The following is an 18,697-nucleotide window of genomic DNA, read 5'->3' on the forward strand; positions in this document are numbered from 1 at the left end:
GCCGCGGAGCAGGGCCGATCCGGCCGGGGCCGCGCGGCGGGGGCTCAGCCCGCGGCCTCCCGCCGTCGTGCCCGGTACGCCGCGACATGCAGCCGATTGCCGCAGGTGCGGCTGTCACAGTAGCGCCGGGAGCGGTTGCGGGAGAGGTCGACGAAGGCATGCCGGCAGTCCGGCGCCTCACAGCGCCGCAGCCGCTCGCGCTCTCCGGCGACGACGATGAACGCCAGCGCCATCCCTCCGTCCGCGGCCAGATGCTCGGCGACCGAGGCGCCCGGCGCGAAGTAGTGGACGTGCCAGTCGTACCCGTCGTGATCGGTCAGTCGCGGGGTGGTTCCCGCCGAGGCGACCAGCGAGTTCAGCTGTTCGGCCGCGGTGCGGTCGTCCCCGGCGGCGAAGATCTGCGCGAACCGCTCCCGCAGCGACCGTACGGCCGTCAGGTCACCCGTACCGAGCGTGCCCACGTCGCTGATGTCGTTGCGCCGGACGAAGTCGCCGAGGGCCGCGAGATCGGTCAGGCTGTCGGGCGCCCCGGGTGCCTCGCCCTCCGGAGCGGTGTTCAGCAGGTCGACGACCGCCTCCAGTGCGCACCGGGTGTCATGGGTGATCATCACGGTTCCGCTCCCTGGCAGGGTGGGGCCGGACGGGTGCCGCCCCTGGTGTGGTTGCCGAATGGTCGCCGACTCTAGCGCCTCGAACAAGCTTCAGCGCCGACTCCGCGGTGGGTCCGCGGCGACGACGCCGAAGTGTGCCGTATGAACTTGTCGGTCCTGCGCCGTCTCCCCGAGTCGGACGGGCGCAAGTGTGAGCGGGTGAGTGCTTTCGGTAACCGGTCTGCGTCTCAGCTCTCCGCGAGGATGTGCGAGAGCTCGGTGTCGAGATCGAAATGCCGGTGCTCCGTACCGGGCGGTACGGCGGCATCGGTCCTTTTGAGGAACGACTCGAGCGCCCGCGCGGGCGCCTCGAGCAGGGCCTCGCCCTCCGGGGAACTCAGGGCGATGCACACAACGCCCTGTCCGTGGCTCCGGGACGGCCATACGCGGACGTCTCCGGTGCCCGTGGGCCGGTGCAGGCCCTCGGCGAGGAGGTCGCGGGCGAAAACCCATTCGACGGTCTCCTCGGCTCCGGTGTGGAAGGTGGCATGCACGGCGTAGGGATCGGCCGTGTCATACCGCAGGCCCGCGGGTACAGGCAGTGAGGACTCGCTCGACACAACGAGGCGCAGGTGCAGCTCGCAGCTGACCGTGGTGTTCATAAGCGCCAGGGCCTTTCGCTCAGTGTGCGCTCGGGGATTCGCACGTCGGCGAAATCGACATGCCACCTACGGTGCCGTTGTAAACCCCTCTGACGGTTTTGGGTGGCTTCAGGTACCTCTTCCGGCGGATTGCGAGATCGTCCTCGTCGGTAATTCCGGCGAACCCGCACCTTCCGGTAAGTTTGCCACCATGAATACGCAGAGTAACGGGGGAACGGGAACCGTGGAGGAGGACACTCCGGCCGGGCAGCCGCTCGGTTCGAGAGCGCCGCATTTCATCAAGCGCTCCCGGCCGCTGCACATGAGCTGGCAGGTCGGAGTCTTCGTCGTCGGGCTCGCGGTCGTCGTTGCCGGAGTGATCATGCTGCCGCTGCCGGGACCGGGCTGGCTGGTGATCTTCGGTGGCATGGCGATCTGGGCGACCGAGTTCGTCTGGGCCCAGCTGGTGCTGCGCTGGACCAAGCGCAAGGTCACCGAGGCGGCACAGAAGGCGCTGGACCCCAAGGTGCGCCGGCGCAACATCCTGCTGACCGCCGTCGGCGTCGTGATCATTGCGGTGGCGCTCGGGGTCTATGTGTGGCAGTTCGGCTTCGCGGTGCCGTGGAACGTTCCCGAGTGACCGGGAAATGGTCAGAAGTGCCCGTCGGCGTGGGGTAATGTTGGCGATGCGCCGGGGCGATTAGCTCAGTGGGAGAGCGCTTCGTTCACACCGAAGAGGTCACTGGTTCGAACCCAGTATCGCCCACCCCGGACGACGGCCCGGAGACTCCAAGTCTCCGGGCCGTCGCGGTTGTTGGACGAGTGCGCCGCCCGAGGGCGCAGACTGGGATCATGTCCGACTGGTCACGCCGTCTGCACCGCTACCGCTTCCGCACCGTCTGGCTGCTCCCCGCCCCGCCCACCGTCGTCTATGCCGTCCTCGAACGTGCCGAGGCCTACCCCTGCTGGTGGCCGCAGGTCCGCGAGGTGACCCCGCTCGACGACCGCAGCGGGATCGCCCGGTTCCGGTCACTGCTGCCGTACGACCTGACGGTGGTGGCGAGCGAGCGGGTGCGCGACCCCGGCAGGGGGGTGCTGGAGACGGCGCTGCGCGGGGACCTGGCCGGCTGGGCGCGTTGGACGGTCGTACCCGGGGCGGGCGGCACCCGCGTCGTCTTCGAGCAGGACGTCGAGCTCCGCAAGCCGCTGCTGCGCCGGTTCGCGCTGCTGGGGCGGCCGGCGTTCCTCGCCAATCACGCGCTGATGATGCGGGCCGGGCGGCGCGGCCTGGCCGCCTGGCTGGCCCGTGGGTGAGCGGCGCCCCTCGCCCCGGAGGGCGGCCCCGGGGCGCCGGTGACCAGGAATTTGATGCCAGGCCCGGGCGGCCTGTATTGTTCTGCTCGTTCGCGCGGGAAGCCCCGCCGACACCCGGGCGATTAGCTCAGTGGGAGAGCGCTTCGTTCACACCGAAGAGGTCACTGGTTCGAACCCAGTATCGCCCACCGGGATGCAAGAACCGGGCCGCCAAAAAGCGGTCCGGTTCTTTTTGTTGGAGAACGCCCTCCGGGAATTCCGTCCGGCCTTTGCCGACCGGCTCGGGAAATTGCTGAGGGGCAATCAGGCCGCGGCGGGGAGATCGGGACGCAGCGGCCAGTGCGGATCGACGGACTCGGGATGGCCGCTGCGGGCGAACCACGCCTCCAGTCCGCGCGCCTGCGCCGCGTGCCAGACCGCTTGGCGGGTGTGCAGCTCCGCCGGCTGCAGCCCGTCCAGGCGGTCGGCGAAGCGATGGCCCAGGGCCCGGACGACCCGCAGTGCGGCGAGGGCGTCGGCGGCCGCCTCATGGGCGTCGGTCAGCTCGACCTCGTAGTGCGCACACAGATCGGTGAGTGTGCGGCGGCCCTTGCGGTAGCGGTCCAGGTGCTTGTCGAGGACCCGGGGGTCCAGGACGCGCAGTGGATGGCCGCCCAGATAGGCGTCGAGCGAGCTGGCGCGATGCCGCTTCAGCTCGCGTTGCAGGAGGGTGAGATCGAACGGGGCGTTCATCACGACCAGCGGGCGGCCGGCCACCGACTGGGCGGCCAGGGCGCGCGCGACCTCCTCCAGCACCGGCGCCGGCCAACGGCCGTGCAGCGCGAGGTGATCGGCCGTCAGGCCGTGCACCGCCGTCGCGGCCTCGGGTATCTCCACGCCCGGGTTGATCAGCCAGCGGGTGATCCGGGGCGCGGAACGCGGGGTCTCCTGGACCACCAGGGCCGCGGAGACGATGCGGTCCCGTTCGACGTCGATGCCCGTGGTCTCGGTGTCGAAGGCGGCAAGCGGACCGTCAAACCAGCACGGCATCATCCCAACTCCTCGCGCTCGTACGGCGGATGACGTGCGCGTCATCCGAGCTGGTGATACCCGAGCAGCCCGGTCGCCGAACCGCCCTTTGTTTGCGAACCACTTGACGGGGAGACAACCAGAGGGACGGGCCGGCGCGGATGCTGCCCCCTCCCCGTCGTCCACACGCATCGATCGGCACAGCCCGGAAGGCCTTGAGCGATGACGCTCGCGCAGCCCGAACCGGGCGGGTTGTCCCCCGCAAGCGGGAGGTACCCCCAGCCCGCCGTCACCCCGCAACGCGGCGGACTCGCCACCACCGCCTGTATGGAGACCCTTCAGGTGGGGTACCTGCACGCGGTCGCCGCCGCCTCCGGGTGCTCGCTGGCGCAGCCCTTCCCGGACAACGGAATCGACTGGCACGTCAGCCATGGCGCGCCCGGCCACACCGTCGACGACGAGGTCACCATCAAGGTGCAGCTCAAGTGCACCTACCAGACCGCGCCCCGCCCGCCGGGGCCGACCTTCGCCTTCACCCTCGACAACGATCATCTGGTGAAGCTGGCCCGCACCCCCGTCACGGTGCACAAGATCCTGGTCGTGATGCTGGCCCCGCGGACCCGGGAGGACTGGCTGCGGGCCTGGCACGACCGTCTCGAACTGCGGCACTGCTGCTACTGGATCAACCTGGCCGGCCATCCCGTGACCGGCCGGCGCAGGACCACCGTGCGGATTCCGACCGCGCGGATCTTCGACGACCGAGCGCTCTGCGAGATCATGACGCGGGTCGGGGCGGGAGGGAGACCCTGATGTACCGGCCGACCGACGACCACGATGCGCGGCTGCTGGATCCCGCGCAGCTCGACCCGGCGGTGCTCGGTGCCCTGCTGGCGCGGCACGGCTGGCGGCGTCGGGGCGGGGCCGCCGGCCATTACGCCCGGTGGACGCCGCCCGGCGGCGCGGCCGGCACCAGCCTGCTGGTGCCGCACGACCGCCGCTTCCCCGACAGCGGGGAGCTGCTCGCGGAGGCGCTGGCGGCGCTGGCGCAGAGCGCCGCGCCCTCGGCCCGCGAGGTGCTGATGGGGCTCGCGGTGCCCAGTGACGAGGTGCGCTGGGAGCGGGAGGTCTCCGACGGGGGCTCGGGGGCCGCGCACTGGGTGGCGCAGGAGCAGCTGCGCGGGGCGGCCCGCTCGATGCTGGTCGCCGGGGCGCTGGCGACGTACGGCCGGGCCGGCTACTACGGCGCGCGGCACCGCCCGCAGGCCGAGGGGTTCCTGGGTGAGGTGCTGGTCGGTCCGGCGGTGGCCGGGCGCCGGCTGACCGCGTTCGTCCCGGTGCGCGGCGGGCGCGGTGCGGTCGCCGGGCTCCAGCGGGCGCTGCACGCGGCCCGGGACGCCACCGACTACCAGCGGGCGGCCGGCGGGATGGAGGCCTTCGACGCGGCCGTCGAACTGGGCGTCTGCCATGAGCTGGTCCAGGCGCTGATCGCGCTGGTGCGGGACGCGGAGGGAGCGCGGATCTCGGTCGAGTGGTCACCGGGGGCCGGCGCCCCGGCCGGCTGCCCGGCCCGCCCCGAAGCGGTGGAGTTCTCGCCCGGCGATCTGCCCGCGCTGCAACAGGCCGCCCAGCGCTATGTGCGCGCGGAGCCGTCGCTGCCGGTGCGGGTGACCGGCGCGGTCGTACGGCTGCGCAGGGAGCGGCCGGGCGGTCCCGGCACGGTGCGGCTGCGGGTGATCACCGGGGCGGACGTGGTGCAGGTGCGGGTCGCGCTGGGGGAGGAGGACTACCGCATCGCCGCGCACGCGCACCTGGTGGGGCTGCCGGTCCGGGTGACCGGGCGGCTGGAGAGCCGGGGCGGATTCCGCCGGATCACCGGCGGCCGTGAGGTCACGCCCGTACAGGTCGACGAGGCCGAGCGGGACCGGCTGCTGAAGTCGCTCCAGGAGAATCTCGACTTCTTCGAGGAGGCCTGCGGCGCGGAGGACTGAGCGCCCGCGCGCGGGGGTGGTGAAACCGTTTCGCGGTCCGGTCCGGCGGCTCGGTACGATTCTGCTGCGCAGCAATCGCTGACGCGCAGGAGACATGAGTCAGGAGAGACCGGTGTCAGACGTCCGTGTGACCGTCCAACGCGATTCCGAGCGGGAAGAACGCGTGGTGACCACGGGGACTACGGCCGCCGACCTCTTCCAGGGCGAGCGCAGCGTCGTCGCCGCGCGGGTGGCCGGGCAGCTCAAGGACCTGGCGTACGAGATCGCCGACGGCGACGCGGTCGAGCCGGTCGAGATCACCTCCGAAGACGGTCTGAACATCCTGCGGCACTCCACCGCGCATGTGATGGCGCAGGCGGTGCAGGAGCTCTTCCCGGAGGCGAAGCTCGGCATCGGGCCGCCCATCAAGGACGGCTTCTACTACGACTTCGACGTCGAGACCCCCTTCCACCCGGACGATCTCAAGCGCATCGAGAAGAAGATGCAGGAGATCCAGAAGCGCGGGCAGAAGTTCGCGCGCCGGGCGGTCAGCGATGACGCCGCGCGCGAGGAGCTGGCGGACGAGCCGTACAAGCTCGAACTGATCGGGCTCAAGGGCTCCGCCGCGGACGCCGCCGAGGGTGCCTCCGCCGAGGTCGGCGCCGGCGAGCTGACCATCTACGACAACCTCGACGGCAAGACCGGCGAGCTGTGCTGGAAGGACCTGTGCCGGGGTCCGCACCTGCCCAGCACCCGCGCCATCCCGGCCTTCAAGCTGATGCGCTCGGCCGCCGCGTACTGGCGCGGCAGCGAGAAGAACAAGCAGCTGCAGCGGATCTACGGCACCGCCTGGCCGACCAAGGACGAGCTCAAGGCGCATCTGGAGTTCCTCGCCGAGGCCGAGAAGCGCGACCACCGCAAGCTGGGCTCCGAGCTCGATCTGTTCTCCTTCCCGGAGGAGCTCGGCCCGGGCCTCGCCGTCTTCCACCCCAAGGGCGGCGTCGTGCGCAAGGTGATGGAGGACTACTCCCGCCAGCGGCACGAGGTCTCCGGCTACGAGTTCGTGAACACCCCGCACCTCTCGAAGGAGCGCCTCTTCGAGATCTCCGGGCATCTGCCGCACTACGGCGAGTCGATGTTCCCGGCCATCGAGTTCGACGAGCAGAACTACCGCCTCAAGGCGATGAACTGCCCGATGCACAACCTGATCTTCAAGTCGCGCGGCCGCTCCTACCGTGAACTGCCGCTGCGTCTCTTCGAGTTCGGCACGGTCTACCGCTACGAGAAGTCGGGCGTCGTGCACGGCCTGACCCGCTCCCGCGGCTTCACCCAGGACGACTCGCACATCTACTGCACCAAGGAGCAGATGCCGGAGGAGCTCGACACGCTCCTCACCTTCGTGCTCGACCTGCTGCGCGACTACGGCCTGAACGAATTCGAGCTGGAGCTGTCCACCCGCGACCCGGAGTCGGACAAGTTCATCGGCTCGGACGAGGACTGGGAGGAGGCCACCGAGGCGCTGCGCCAGGCCGCCGAGAAGCAGGGCCTGCCCCTGGTCCCGGACCCGGGCGGCGCCGCGTACTACGGCCCGAAGATCTCGGTGCAGGCGAAGGACGCGATCGGGCGGTCCTGGCAGATGTCGACCCTGCAGGTCGACTTCAACCAGCCCAAGCGGTTCGGTCTGGAGTACACCGCGGCGGACGGCTCGAAGCAGCAGCCGGTCATGCTGCACCGCGCGCTGTTCGGCTCGATCGAGCGCTTCTTCGGCGTCCTGCTGGAGCACTACGCGGGTGTGTTCCCGGCCTGGCTGGCGCCGGTCCAGGCGACCTGCATCCCGATCGGCGACGCGCATGTGCCGTATCTCCAGGAGTTCGCCGCGCAGGCGAAGGCCAAGGGGCTGCGGATCGAGGTGGACGCCTCGTCGGACCGGATGCAGAAGAAGATCCGCAACGCGCAGAAGTCCAAGGTCCCGTTCATGATCATCGCCGGTGACGAGGACATGGAGGCGGGCGCGGTCTCCTTCCGCTACCGCGACGGATCCCAGAAGAACGGCATTCCGCGGGACGCGGCGATCGCCGAGATCCTGGACGTCGTGGAGCGCCGCGCCCAGGTGTGACGCCCGGTAGGTGCGTCTGGGGCCCCGGAGAGCGATCCGCTCCCCGGGGCCCCGTCATCTGTCGGTCATCTCTCGCCGTCCTGTCGGAAGCGGCGCAGCAGCCAGGACGAGAAGGAGCCCACCACCGCCCCGACCAGCGCCACCCCGACGAACATCAGCGCCACCGCCTCCACCCGGCCGCGCGGGGTGACCGGGGTGGCGTCCCCGTACCCCGTCGTCGTCAGGGTCGAGCAGGCCCACCACACGGCGTCCCCGAAGGTGTGGATGTTCGCGCCCGGGGCGGCGCGCTCGTCGTGGTAGACGGCCAGGCTGGCCGCGAAGCCCAGCAGCAGCGAGGTGAGCCCGGTGTACACCATCACCCGCGCTTCGAGCACGAGTCGCGGATGGTCCCGGCGCCGCTGCATCCGCTCGTGCAGGTCGACGATCCGCAGCGGCCGCAGCAGGGGCAGCACGGTCACGATCAGGTCCAGCCAGTGGGTGCGCAGAAAGTGCCGGCGGTCGTCGCTGAACGCCAGCCGCGCCAGATATTCGACGACGAAGAAGCTCCAGGTGACGTCGGTGACCAGCTCCCACCAGGTCTGCCAGCCGGGGGAGAGGTCGGGGACCAGGACCCGGACCGCGTAGGAGGTGAGGAAGAGGAGCGAGGCGGCAAGGAGGTACGGCTGGGCAGTCTGCTCCCAGTCCCACAGCCGCTGCTCCCTGTCCACCGGCACAGCATCGCGGAGCGAGGGGTGCCCGGCGCCCCAACGACACGGTGCCAATGGGCGAAGCCATATGCTGGCCCGTATGACAAGCGAGCCGGAGCAGCAGATCGGAGTCGGGACGCAGGACGCCTTCCAGCGCCTGTGGACGCCCCACCGGATGGCCTACATCCAGGGGGAGAACAAGCCGACCGGCCCGGGCGCCGGCGACGGCTGCCCGTTCTGCACGATCCCCGAGAAATCGGACGAGGACGGCCTCGTGATCGCGCGCGGTGAGCATGTCTACGCGGTGCTGAACCTGTACCCGTACAACGGCGGGCACCTCATGATCGTCCCGTTCCGGCACGTCGCCGATTACCCCGATCTGGACGGTCCGGAGACCGCTGAGCTCGCCGAATTCACCAAGCGGGCGATGACCGCGCTGCGCACCGCGTCCGGGGCGCACGGCTTCAACATCGGGATGAACCAGGGCACGGTCGCCGGCGCCGGCATCGCGGCCCACCTCCACCAGCACGTCGTCCCGCGCTGGGGCGGTGACACCAACTTCATGCCGGTGGTCGGCCACACCAAGGTGCTGCCCCAACTCCTCGCCGACACACGGGAGATGCTCGCCGCCGCCTGGCCTGCGTAAGGCCGCGTCGCCTCATCCGGGAGCGGCGGCCGAGGCGACACGCACCGGGGCGAATCGGATAGATCGCCCTAATCCCGATTAATTGCCCCTCTAATGGGGTGGTGACTTCCCTAGATCGCCGCTCCGTGCTGCGCGCGGCCACCTCGGTGGCCGCCGCCGGCGCGCTCGTGGCGGGCTGCGACCCGGACCGGGACTCGGACCCCGGTGCCCGGCACGCCCAACGGGCGAGCCCTTCCGGGGAGAGCCACCCCGTGCCCGCCCCGGCGCATGCCGCCCGGCCGCCGACCCGGGCGCCCGGTCTGCCCGTGGAGATCGCGCACGGGCCGCGCACCGGGCATGCGGTCGCGCTGACCTTCCACGGCCGGGGCGACCCCACGCTGGCCAGGGCGCTGCTGGGCGAGGCCGAGCGGGCCGGTGCCCGGGTCACCGTGCTCGCCGTCGGCGACTGGCTCGACGAGCAGCCCGCGATGGCCCGCCGGGTACTCGACGGCGGTCATGAGCTGGGCAACCACACCATGCACCACCGCAACATCTGCGCCCTGCCGTCCGCCGAGGCGTACGCCGAGATCAGCATGTGCGCGGACCGGCTGCGCGCGCTCACCGGGACCATCGGCAGCTGGTTCCGCCCCTCACAGGCCCAGCGGGCCACGGATCTGGTGACCCGGCTGGCCCGCAAGGCCGGCTATCCGCATGTCCTGTCCTACGACGTGGACTCGCACGATGCCGACGACCCCGGTGCCCCGGCCATCCAGCGCACGGTCCTGGAGTCGGTCGTAGCGGGCTCGGTCGTGAGCCTCCACCTCGGGCACGCCGGCACGGTGGCCGCGCTGCCCCCGATCCTCGACGGCCTCCGCCGGCGCGGTCTGCGCGCGGTGACGACAACGGAGCTAGTGACGTGATGGCTGACCGGACCCGTACCCACCACCGCCGGATCCTGCGCGCGCGCCACCGGGCCGCCGCCCTGCTCGCCGTGGCGGCCGCGCTGCTGGCGGCGGGCTGCGGGGGCGGTGGCCAGGCCGGACCCTCCGCGCGCAGTCAGCGGCCGGTCGAACGGGTGCCGCTCAAGGCCGCCAGGAACGGCCTCCCGGGGATGCCGCCGTTGCTGGACGCCCACGACCTCTACGCGGCGGACCGGCCGGGCCTGTTGTCCCCGCAGGTCAAGGACTTCCCCTCGCGGATCTACGTCCCCAACACCGGGTCCGACACGGTCAGCGTCATCGACCCGAAGACCTACAAGGTCATCGAGACCATTCCGGTGGGCATCCAGCCGCAGCATGTGGTGCCCTCCTGGGACCTGAAGACCCTCTGGGTCAACAACAACCGGGGCCACGACCTCACCCCGATCGACCCCGCCACCGGCAAGGCCGGCGAGCCCGTCAGGGTCCACGACCCGTACAACCTCTACTTCACGCCCAACGGGAAGTACGCGATCGTGATGGCCTCGATGGACCGGCAGCTGGTCTTCCGCGACCCGCACACCATGGAGGTCCGCAAAGCGCTCCCGGTGCCCTGCTCCGGCGTCAACCACGCCGACTTCTCGCCGGACGGGCGGTACTTCATCGTCTCCTGTGAGTTCTCCGGCGAACTGCTCAAGGTCGACACCGAGAAGATGAAGGTCATCGGCCAGGAGAAGCTGCCGTTCGAGGGGGCGATGCCACAGGACGTCAAGATCTCCCCGGACGGCAGGACCTGGTACATCGCCGACATGATGGCCGACGGCATCTGGGTCATGAACGGCGACAGGTTCGACCGGCCGAGGCTGATGCCGACCGGCAAGGGCGCACACGGCCTCTACGTCAGCCGCGACTCGCGGTACATGTACATCTCCAACCGGGGCGAGGGCTCCATCTCCCTGCTGGACTTCAAGACCGGCGAACTCGTCGACAAGTGGCACATCCGCGGCGGCGGCAGCCCCGACATGGGCGGCCTGTCCACCGACGGCAAGGTCCTGTGGCTGTCGGGCCGTTACCACTCCGAGGTCTATGCGCTGGACGCCCATACCGGCAGGACCCTCGCGAAGATCCCGGTCGGCCAGGGCCCGCACGGTCTGGCCGTCTATCCGCAGCCGGGACGGTACTCCCTGGGACACACCGGCATCTTCCGCTAGCGGCGTACGGGGCCGGGCCCCGTACCTACGGCCGGACCCGGTGCGTACGGGCCGGACCGAGCGCGTACGGCCGGACCCCGCCCGGGGCCCGGCCGTACCCGACCAGCCGTGATACTCGTCCGCCCTAGGCGTTGTACTCGTCCGCCTTCTGCGGCTCCACGCCCTGGATCGCGCCGCTGAGCACCAGGGAGCGGTTGGTGAAGCGCTCGGTGTCCACGCCGTTCTCCTGCAGGACGCCCATCGCGGCCGCATGAACCGTACGCAGCACCGGGGTCGCGGCCCGCAGTGCGTCATCGGCCATGAAGCGGTGGCGCCAGGGCTTGTCGGCCCAGACATGGCGCAGGCCGAACGGCTCGGGGAGGGTCAGCTTGCCGCCGAGGAAGTCCAGGACCGGCGGGAACCACGTCAGCGGGGCCCGGGCGGTGAGCCGGACCACCTCCTGCGGCTCGATGAGCGGGAGGTGCTGGGTCCGGGTCTCCCAGAACTTGATGACCTTGGCGACGTCCTTGGTCTTGGGCTCCGGTTTGGTCGTGAACAGACCGTTGACCGGGCCGAGGGCATGGCCGGTCACCTCGATGCGCAGCGTCTCGTGGAGCACGGTGACGGTGATCATCAGGGTGATCACCAGCTGACCGTCCCACAGGACGAACTGGACGCCGAGGTAGTGGCGGTTGCCGCTGCCGAACTGCTGCTCGTTGCAGATCCGCTCTATCTCGTGCCCGCGGATCTGGAACGCCTCGACATGCGTGCCCTCGGGGCGGCTGACGGCGCCGGCCTTCTCGCCGACCGGGGAGACGATCCAGTGGCGGACGGACGGCGTGGGGAAGCCGCCGGTGTGCAGCGGGCTGCGCTCCAGCAGCCGCAGCCGGTCGTGGATGGCCCGGATGACGTCCCAGCTGCGGAACGGGTGGATCTCGGCGGTTCCCGGCGCCGGCGTCAGCTCCTCGGCGAGCTGCCAGCTGCCCCAGCGCGTTCCCATGCCGAGTATCCCCTTGGGGCCGGCGTAGAAGACGACATTGCTCTTCTGCTCGGCGGAGATTTTGGCGAGATTCTGGCGGAGGGTCTCGGCGGCGATCTGGTTCGGGTCCTGGGGCACCGCCTCGGGGATCTTCGCGGCCACCCCGCCGCCCTCCAGCAGACCCTTCCAGGCCTCCCGCATGGCCACCGCGGTCTTCTCGCAGATCTGCTTGGCCCACCACCAGCCGATCATCGGGGCGATGATCATGGCGCGGCCGTACATCGGCCAGAAGCCGTTGAGCGGCAGCTTGATCATGAAGATCAGGCCGAGGCCGGCCAGCACCGTCAGCAGCAGCCCGCCGATCAGGGACAGGCCCGCGCCCGCGCCGTCCTTGGAGAGCAGCTTGCGCAGCTGGAAGACGCCCAGCCACAGCAGCACACCGGGCAGGAACAGCACCCCGAACAGCACCATCAGCAGCGTCAGTTTGATGTCGCGCTGCTTGCGGATGCGGGTGGCGGACAGACAGTGCTCGACGATGGTCTGCGGCTCGGTCCCGAAGGACTGGATGAGCGGCTTGCGGTCGCCGCCGAGCATCCGCACCTGCACCGCCCGCGAGAACGCCTCGCCGAGGTTGGGCGCGAACAGCGACAGTTTCGGCTTCTTGATCTCGGACTTGCCGGATTCGGAGTCCGCATCGGAGATCTTGGTGAGCAGGCAGTCCCGGTAGGCGGCCGAGGCCAGCGCCTGGGTCGCCGCCGTCTGCCCGGCGCTCCCCGAGAGCGGGACCTGCGCTCCCGGGCTGAAGTCAAAGCCGTCTGCCACTACCGCCCCCCACACCGCACGCATCCGATGATGCGGCTCTTCCCGACTTCCGCTGACGGCACACCTGCTGAGAGCCTGTCGTCGAGCCCGTGACCTCTTCCTGCGCCGTCGGACGGTGCGTACAACGGCAGGAACTCAGCGTACAGCCGCCGCCCGGCCCAAGGGAGTTGGGCGGGACGGCGGCTGCCGTGGTGGCCGGCCGGCCGTTGACTATCCGCCGTTCTCGGCCTGTTCCCGCCACTTGTCGGCGAGTTGCGGCGGCATCGGCTCATGTCGCAGGTGGGTGCGGGAGAACCGCCCCGTGCCGTGCGAGAGGGAACGCAGATCGATGGCGTACCGGTCGATCTCGATCTCGGGCACCTCCGCCCGCACCACCGTGCGGCCCGCGCCCGACTGTTCGGTGCCCACGACCCGTCCGCGGCGCCCCGACAGATCGCTCATCACCTGGCCGACGAATTCGTCCGGAACCATCACACTCACCTCGGACACCGGTTCGAGCAGGTCGATCCGGACGTCGCCGGCGGCCTCGCGCAGCGCGAGTGCGCCCGCCGTCTGGAAGGCGGCGTCCGAGGAGTCGACCGAGTGCGCCTTGCCGTCGAGCAGGGTCACGCGGATGTCGACGAGCGGATACCCGGCGGCGACCCCGCGCGCGGCCTGGGCGCGTACGCCCTTCTCCACGGACGGGATGAACTGCCGGGGCACCGCACCGCCCACGACCTTGTCGACGAACTCGATGCCGGAGCCGCCCGGCAGCGGTTCGACCTCGATCGCGCAGATCGCGAACTGGCCGTGCCCGCCGGACTGTTTCACATGGCGCCCGCGGCCCGCCGAGGAGGCGGCGAAGGTCTCCCGCAGCGACACCTTGTGGGCGACGGTGTCCACTTGCACGCCGTAGCGGGTCCGCAGCCGCTCCAGCGCCACGTCGACATGCGCCTCGCCCAGACACCACAGGACCACCTGATGGGTGTCCTGATGGTGTTCCAGGCGCATCGTCGGATCCTCCGCGACCAGCCGGGCCAGGCCCTGCGAGAGCTTGTCCTCGTCGGCCTTGCTGTGGGCCTGGATGGCGACCGGCAGCAGCGGGTCGGGCATCGTCCAGGGCTCCATCAGCAGCGGGTTGTCCTTGTCGGACAGGGTGTCGCCGGTCTCGGCCCGGGTCAGCTTCGCCACACACGCCAGATCACCGGCGATGGCCTGGGGCAGCGGGCGCTGCTGCTTGCCGAAGGGGGCGGACAGCGCGCCGACCCGCTCGTCGACGTCGTGGTCCTCGTGCCCCCGGTCCTCCAGCCCGTGGCCGGAGACGTGCACCGTCTCGTCCGGGCGCAGGGTGCCGGAGAAGACCCGTACGAGCGAGATCCGGCCGACGTACGGGTCGGAGGAGGTCTTGACCACCTCGGCCGCGAGCGGACCGTCGGGGTCGCAGCTCAGTGCCTCCCGCGGGGCGCCGTCCGGGCTGGTCACGGCGGGTGCCTCGCGCTCGACCGGGGTCGGGAAGCCGCCGGTGATCAGCTCCAGCAACTCCAGGGTGCCCAGCCCGTGCCGGGCGCCCTCGGGGGCCGGGGCCGCGGCCAGCACGGGGTGGAAGGTGCCGCGGGCGACCGCGGTCTCCAGATCCCGGGTGAGGGTCTTGATGTCCATCTCCTCGCCGCCGAGATAACGGTCCATGAGGGACTCGTCCTCGCTCTCGGCGATGATGCCCTCGATCAGCCGGGCGCGGGCCGCCTCGATCCGCGGTAGCTCGTCCGCCGTGGGCGCGCGTTCGGTGCGCTCACCGGAGGAGTAGTCGTAGACCCGCTGGGAGAGCAGCCCGATCAGGCCGTGTACGGGGGCGTGGCCGTCGGCGCCGGGTGTCCCGTACAGCGGGAGGTGCAGGGGGAGCACGGCGTCCGGGTCGTCGCCGCCGAACGCGGCGCGACAGTGCTCGGTCATCGCGTCGAAGTCGGCGCGGGACGCCTCCAGATGCGTGATGACCAGCGCGCGCGGCATGCCGACGGCCGCGCACTCGTCCCAGACCATCCGGGTCGCGCCCGCCACCCCGTCGGCCGCCGAGACAACGAAAAGGGCCGCGTCCGCAGCGCGCAGACCGGCCCTGAGTTCCCCGACGAAATCGGCGTATCCGGGGGTGTCCAAGATATTGATCTTGATTCCGCCCCAGTCCACCGGGACCAGGGAGAGCTGTACGGAACGTTGCTGGCGGTGCTCGATGTCGTCGTAGTCGGAAAGACACCCGCCGTCCTCGACGCGGCCCGCGCGATTGACTGCGCCGGACGCCAGCGCGAGGGCCTCGACCAGAGTGGTCTTTCCCGATCCGGAGTGGCCGACCAGCACCACATTCCGCAGGTCCGTGGGCTGGCCGGCCGTTGATGCCCTGCGGGCGGCTCCCGGGTGTGTGCTCGTTTTCTCGCTCATGTGTCTCGCCTCCAGGTCGACACTTTGCGGTGATTCGAGCTTTCCACCGAGGTCACCATGCGTCCATACGGGGCGCAGGGAACCAGCCCTCCCAAGGCTCCCCGGCGGGAGCCCGCGGGCGTGCCCCGGCGGCGCGCGCCGCCGACCCCGAGCCCTGGTATGCACCCCGCGCCGCGATGCGTTCGCGGTGCCCCGTGGCCGCCTGGCTACGATGGGCCAGCCGGTGGCCCCTTGACCTCGCGGCCCGTATCGACCTCCGGGAAGGCCATGCTGAACAAGTACGCGCGTGCTTTCTTCACGCGTGTTCTCACGCCGTTCGCCGCCCTGCTCATCCGTATCGGCGTCAGCCCGGACGCGGTCACCCTCGTCGGGACCGGAGGCGTGGTGGCCGGCGCCCTGATCTTCTACCCGCAGGGCGAGTTCTTCTGGGGCACGGTCGTCATCACCCTGTTCGTCTTCTCCGACCTGGTCGACGGCAACATGGCACGGCAGCTGGGCCGGTCCAGCCGCTGGGGGGCCTTTCTCGACTCCACTCTCGACCGCGTCGCCGACTCGGCGATCTTCGGTGGGCTCGCCCTCTGGTACGCGGGCCGTGGCGACAGCCTCACCCTCTGTGCGATGGCGATCTTCTGCCTCGCCAGCGGCCAGGTCGTGTCGTACACCAAGGCCCGCGGCGAGGCCATCGGCCTGCCGGTGGCCGTCAACGGCCTGGTGGAGCGCGCCGAGCGGCTGGTCGTCACGCTGGTTGCCTGCGGCCTGTCGGGTCTGCACGCCTTCGGGGTGCCCGGAGTCGAGATCCTGCTGCCGATCGCCCTGTGGCTCGTCGGCATCGGCAGCGCCGTCACCCTGGGCCAGCGTGTGGTGACGGTACGCCGCGAGTCGGCCGAGGCCGACGCCGCCGTCGCACAAGGGGGGAACAGCGCATGAGCGAGCACGTCATCGAGAGGTGCGCGCCGAGCGAGTGCGAGGCCGGGCGAAGCGAGGTGTCGGCATGAGCGAGCGCAGCGAGCACATCATCAAAAGGTGCGCGCCGAGCGAGTGCGAGGCCGAGCGAAGCGAGGTGTCGGCATGAGCGAGCGCAGGACCGGGCTGCCGGGATTCGACCCCGGCAAGCTCACCGACGCGCTCTACGGCCTGGGCTGGAGCACGGTCAAGAAGCTTCCCGAAGGGGTTGCCGTACGCCTCGGGCGGCGGATCGCCGACACGGTCTGGAAGCGCCGGGGCAAGGGCGTCCTGCGCCTGGAGGCGAACCTCGCCCGGGTGGTCCCGGACGCCTCGCCGCAGCGCCTCGCCGAGCTCTCCCGGGCCGGGCTGCGCTCGTACATGCGCTACTGGATGGAGTCCTTCCGGCTGCCGGCCTGGAGCAGGGAGCGGATAAGGGACGGTTTCACGCCCGAGGACATCCACCTCCTGGAGGACGGGCTCAAGACCGGCCGGGGCGTCGTCCTCGCCCTGCCGCACATGGGCAACTACGACCTCGCGGGCGTCTGGGTCACCACCAAGCTCAACACCCCCTTCACCACCGTCGCCGAACGCCTCAAGCCCGAGAGCCTCTACGACCGCTTCGTCGCCTACCGCGAGGGCCTGGGCATGGAGGTGCTTCCGCACACCGGCGGCGCCGCCTTCGGCACGCTCGCCCGCCGGCTGCGCGGCGGCGGGTTGGTCTGCCTGGTCGCCGACCGCGATCTGTCCAGCTCGGGGATGGAGGTCAAGTTCTTCGGCGAGGCGACGAAGATGCCGGTCGGCCCCGCGATGCTCGCCGTACAGACCGGCGCCATGCTGCTGCCGGTCACCCTCTGGTACGACGACACCCCCGTCATGCGCGGTCGCGTCCACCCCGAGATCGAGGTCCCGGAGACCGGCACCCGCACCGAGAAGGCCGCCGAGATGACCCAGAGGCTCGCCGACGCCTTCGCCTCCGGCATCGCCGACCACCCCGAGGACTGGCACATGCTGCAGCGGCTCTGGCTCGCCGATCTGGAGCCGCGCAAGCGGCCCGGCACACCGGGCGGGGCCACCGCCCCCGGAACGGAGCAGGCGTGAAGATCGGCATCGTCTGCCCGTACGCCTGGGACGTCCCCGGAGGCGTCCAGTTCCACATCCGGGACCTGGCCGACCACCTCATCCGGCTCGGCCACGAGGTCTCCGTCCTCGCCCCGGCCGATGACGACACCCCGCTGCCGCCGTACGTCGTCTCGGCGGGCCGCGCCGTGCCGGTCCCGTACAACGGCTCGGTCGCCCGCCTCAACTTCGGACTGCTCTCCGCGGCCCGGGTGCGCCGCTGGCTCCAGCACGGCGCCTTCGACGTCATCCACATCCATGAGCCGGCCTCACCCTCGCTGGGCCTGCTCACCTGCTGGGCGGCCCAGGGCCCGATCGTGGCGACCTTCCACACGTCCAACCCGCGCTCCCGGGCGATGATCGCGGCCTACCCGATCCTGCAGCCCGCGCTGGAGAAGATCAGGGCACGCATCGCGGTGAGCGAATACGCCCGCCGCACCCTCGTCGAACACCTCGGCGGCGATGCGGTGGTCATCCCCAACGGCGTGGACGTCGACTTCTTCGCCTCGGCCGAGCCCAAGGCGGAGTGGCAGGGCCGCACGATCGGCTTCATCGGCCGGATCGACGAACCGCGCAAGGGCCTGCCGGTCCTGATGAAGGCGCTGCCCGCGATCCTCGCCGAGGTCCCCGACGCCCGGCTGCTGGTCGCCGGACGCGGCGACGAGGAGGAGGCCGTCGCGGCGCTGCCCGCCGAGATGCGCTCCCGGGTCGAATTCCTCGGCATGGTCAGCGACGAGGACAAGGCCCGGCTGCTGCGCAGCGTCGATGTCTACGTCGCGCCCAACACGGGCGGCGAATCCTTCGGCATCATCCTTGTCGAGGCGATGTCGGCCGGGGCCCCCGTGCTGGCCAGCGACCTCGACGCCTTCGCCCAGGTCCTGGACCAGGGCGAGGCCGGAGAACTGTTCGCCAACGAGGACGCCGATGCGCTCGCCGCCGCCGCGGTCCGCCTCCTCGGCGACCCCGCCCGCCTCGCCGAACTGCGCGAACGCGGCAGCCGCCATGTCCGCCGCTTCGACTGGTCGACCGTCGGCGCCGACATCCTCGCCGTCTACGAAACGGTCACCACGGGGGCGGGAGCCACCTCGGTGGCCACGGACGAACGAATCGGCCTGCGTGCGCGCCGCCGCGTTGCGAAGGACTGACTTCCCACGTTGTCGGCTGTCCCGCCGTGGGGGTTGATCGCCGTGGCGCCTGCGGCGGGCGGTGCCGCTGCGCGGGGCTGTGGGGTGCGGTGACGGGCCTCCGCGGGTGGGTGTCCGGACTGCTTCGCTTTACGTCCGGACACCCACCCGCTCCGGCCCGTCCCCTCCCGTGGGTGGAGTACGTGACGCTGAGTGGGGGCGGGCCACCGATGGCCGTTTCGGTACGA

17 protein-coding genes and 2 tRNA genes are annotated in these 18,697 nt (G+C 70.9%); 13 read left to right on the plus strand and 6 right to left on the minus strand.

Translation table 11 applies throughout. The features are described from left to right. Positions 1-44: 44 nt before the first annotated feature. Positions 45-611 (minus strand): CGNR zinc finger domain-containing protein, encoded by a 567-nt coding sequence (locus EST92_RS17055; protein ID WP_129281774.1) that lies wholly within the window; start codon positions 609-611, stop codon positions 45-47. A gap of 227 nt (positions 612-838) precedes the next feature. Then, positions 839-1,252, minus strand: a complete 414-nt coding sequence (locus tag EST92_RS17060) for an SsgA family sporulation/cell division regulator (RefSeq protein ID WP_003959770.1) — start codon at positions 1,250-1,252, stop codon at positions 839-841. Positions 1,253-1,442: 190 nt separating this feature from the next. On the opposite strand from EST92_RS17060, the gene EST92_RS17065 reads away from it, so the two are divergent. The 4 genes from EST92_RS17065 (at position 1,443) to EST92_RS17080 (ending at position 2,733) form a co-directional block, all read left to right on the plus strand. Next, positions 1,443-1,871, plus strand: coding sequence for a TIGR02611 family protein (locus EST92_RS17065; RefSeq protein ID WP_174244039.1), 429 nt, complete (start codon positions 1,443-1,445; stop codon positions 1,869-1,871). A 54-nt stretch (positions 1,872-1,925) separates the two neighbouring features. Next, positions 1,926-1,997: transfer RNA gene (locus EST92_RS17070), tRNA-Val, on the plus strand. An 86-nt stretch (positions 1,998-2,083) separates the two neighbouring features. Next, positions 2,084-2,545 (plus strand): SRPBCC family protein, encoded by a 462-nt coding sequence (locus EST92_RS17075; RefSeq protein WP_129249764.1) that lies wholly within the window; start codon positions 2,084-2,086, stop codon positions 2,543-2,545. Positions 2,546-2,661: 116 nt separating this feature from the next. After that, a tRNA-Val gene (locus EST92_RS17080) sits at positions 2,662-2,733 on the plus strand. Between the two features lie 115 nt (positions 2,734-2,848). Here EST92_RS17080 and EST92_RS17085 read toward each other — a convergent pair. Further along, positions 2,849-3,574, minus strand: coding sequence for an exonuclease domain-containing protein (locus EST92_RS17085; protein WP_129281775.1), 726 nt, complete (start codon positions 3,572-3,574; stop codon positions 2,849-2,851). A gap of 201 nt (positions 3,575-3,775) precedes the next feature. Here EST92_RS17085 and EST92_RS17090 point away from each other — a divergent pair, with 201 nt between their 5' ends. The 3 genes from EST92_RS17090 (at position 3,776) to thrS (ending at position 7,636) form a co-directional block, all read left to right on the plus strand. Beyond that, positions 3,776-4,363: a DUF4365 domain-containing protein gene (locus EST92_RS17090; RefSeq protein WP_129281776.1), complete on the plus strand. Its 588-nt coding sequence runs from the start codon at positions 3,776-3,778 to the stop codon at positions 4,361-4,363. Next, positions 4,363-5,541, plus strand: coding sequence for a hypothetical protein (locus EST92_RS17095; protein WP_129281777.1), 1,179 nt, complete (start codon positions 4,363-4,365; stop codon positions 5,539-5,541). The genes EST92_RS17090 and EST92_RS17095 overlap by 1 nt, the downstream gene beginning before the upstream one ends. A 112-nt stretch (positions 5,542-5,653) precedes the next feature. Next, entirely contained in the window at positions 5,654-7,636 is a 1,983-nt protein-coding gene (gene thrS / locus EST92_RS17100) for a threonine--tRNA ligase (RefSeq protein WP_129281778.1), read from the plus strand. Positions 7,637-7,701: 65 nt separating this feature from the next. Here thrS and EST92_RS17105 read toward each other — a convergent pair whose 3' ends face one another. After that, a complete protein-coding gene (locus tag EST92_RS17105; RefSeq protein ID WP_174244040.1) occupies positions 7,702-8,349 on the minus strand; it encodes a potassium channel family protein in 648 nt (215 codons plus the stop codon). 61 nt (positions 8,350-8,410) lie between these two features. Between EST92_RS17105 and EST92_RS17110 the strand changes: the two genes are divergently transcribed. The 3 genes from EST92_RS17110 to EST92_RS17120 all read left to right on the plus strand — a co-directional run bounded on the left by EST92_RS17110 (position 8,411) and on the right by EST92_RS17120 (position 11,075). After that, on the plus strand, positions 8,411-8,968 hold the full coding sequence (locus tag EST92_RS17110) for an HIT domain-containing protein (protein WP_129249769.1): 558 nt from the start codon (positions 8,411-8,413) through the stop codon (positions 8,966-8,968). A 125-nt stretch (positions 8,969-9,093) separates the two neighbouring features. Next, positions 9,094-9,867 carry a polysaccharide deacetylase family protein gene (locus EST92_RS17115; RefSeq protein WP_129281788.1) on the plus strand — a complete coding sequence of 258 codons (774 nt, stop codon included), beginning with the start codon at positions 9,094-9,096 and terminating at the stop codon, positions 9,865-9,867. After that, positions 9,867-11,075, plus strand: coding sequence for a YncE family protein (locus EST92_RS17120; protein ID WP_129281780.1), 1,209 nt, complete (start codon positions 9,867-9,869; stop codon positions 11,073-11,075). Before EST92_RS17115 ends, EST92_RS17120 begins: the two co-directional genes overlap by 1 nt. A gap of 124 nt (positions 11,076-11,199) precedes the next feature. Here EST92_RS17120 and EST92_RS17125 read toward each other — a convergent pair whose 3' ends face one another. Continuing rightward, positions 11,200-12,879 (minus strand): hypothetical protein, encoded by a 1,680-nt coding sequence (locus tag EST92_RS17125; protein ID WP_174244041.1) that lies wholly within the window; start codon positions 12,877-12,879, stop codon positions 11,200-11,202. Positions 12,880-13,065: 186 nt separating this feature from the next. Further along, positions 13,066-15,264, minus strand: coding sequence for an elongation factor G-like protein EF-G2 (locus tag EST92_RS17130; RefSeq protein WP_129281782.1), 2,199 nt, complete (start codon positions 15,262-15,264; stop codon positions 13,066-13,068). A 267-nt stretch (positions 15,265-15,531) separates the two neighbouring features. Between EST92_RS17130 and pgsA the strand changes: the two genes are divergently transcribed. From pgsA to EST92_RS17145, 3 genes are all read left to right on the plus strand, one after another. Further along, the gene (gene pgsA, locus EST92_RS17135; protein WP_129281783.1) at positions 15,532-16,191 is read left to right on the plus strand and encodes a phosphatidylinositol phosphate synthase; all 660 of its coding nucleotides are present in this window, start codon (positions 15,532-15,534) and stop codon (positions 16,189-16,191) included. A gap of 141 nt (positions 16,192-16,332) precedes the next feature. Continuing rightward, positions 16,333-17,307, plus strand: a complete 975-nt coding sequence (locus tag EST92_RS17140; protein ID WP_129281784.1) for a phosphatidylinositol mannoside acyltransferase — start codon at positions 16,333-16,335, stop codon at positions 17,305-17,307. Then, positions 17,304-18,470 carry a glycosyltransferase family 4 protein gene (locus EST92_RS17145; protein WP_129281785.1) on the plus strand — a complete coding sequence of 389 codons (1,167 nt, stop codon included), beginning with the start codon at positions 17,304-17,306 and terminating at the stop codon, positions 18,468-18,470. Before EST92_RS17140 ends, EST92_RS17145 begins: the two co-directional genes overlap by 4 nt. Positions 18,471-18,697: the final 227 nt, after the last annotated feature.

Origin of the sequence: Streptomyces sp. TM32, from assembly GCF_004122755.1 — a bacterium.
GTDB lineage: Bacteria > Actinomycetota > Actinomycetes > Streptomycetales > Streptomycetaceae > Streptomyces > Streptomyces sioyaensis.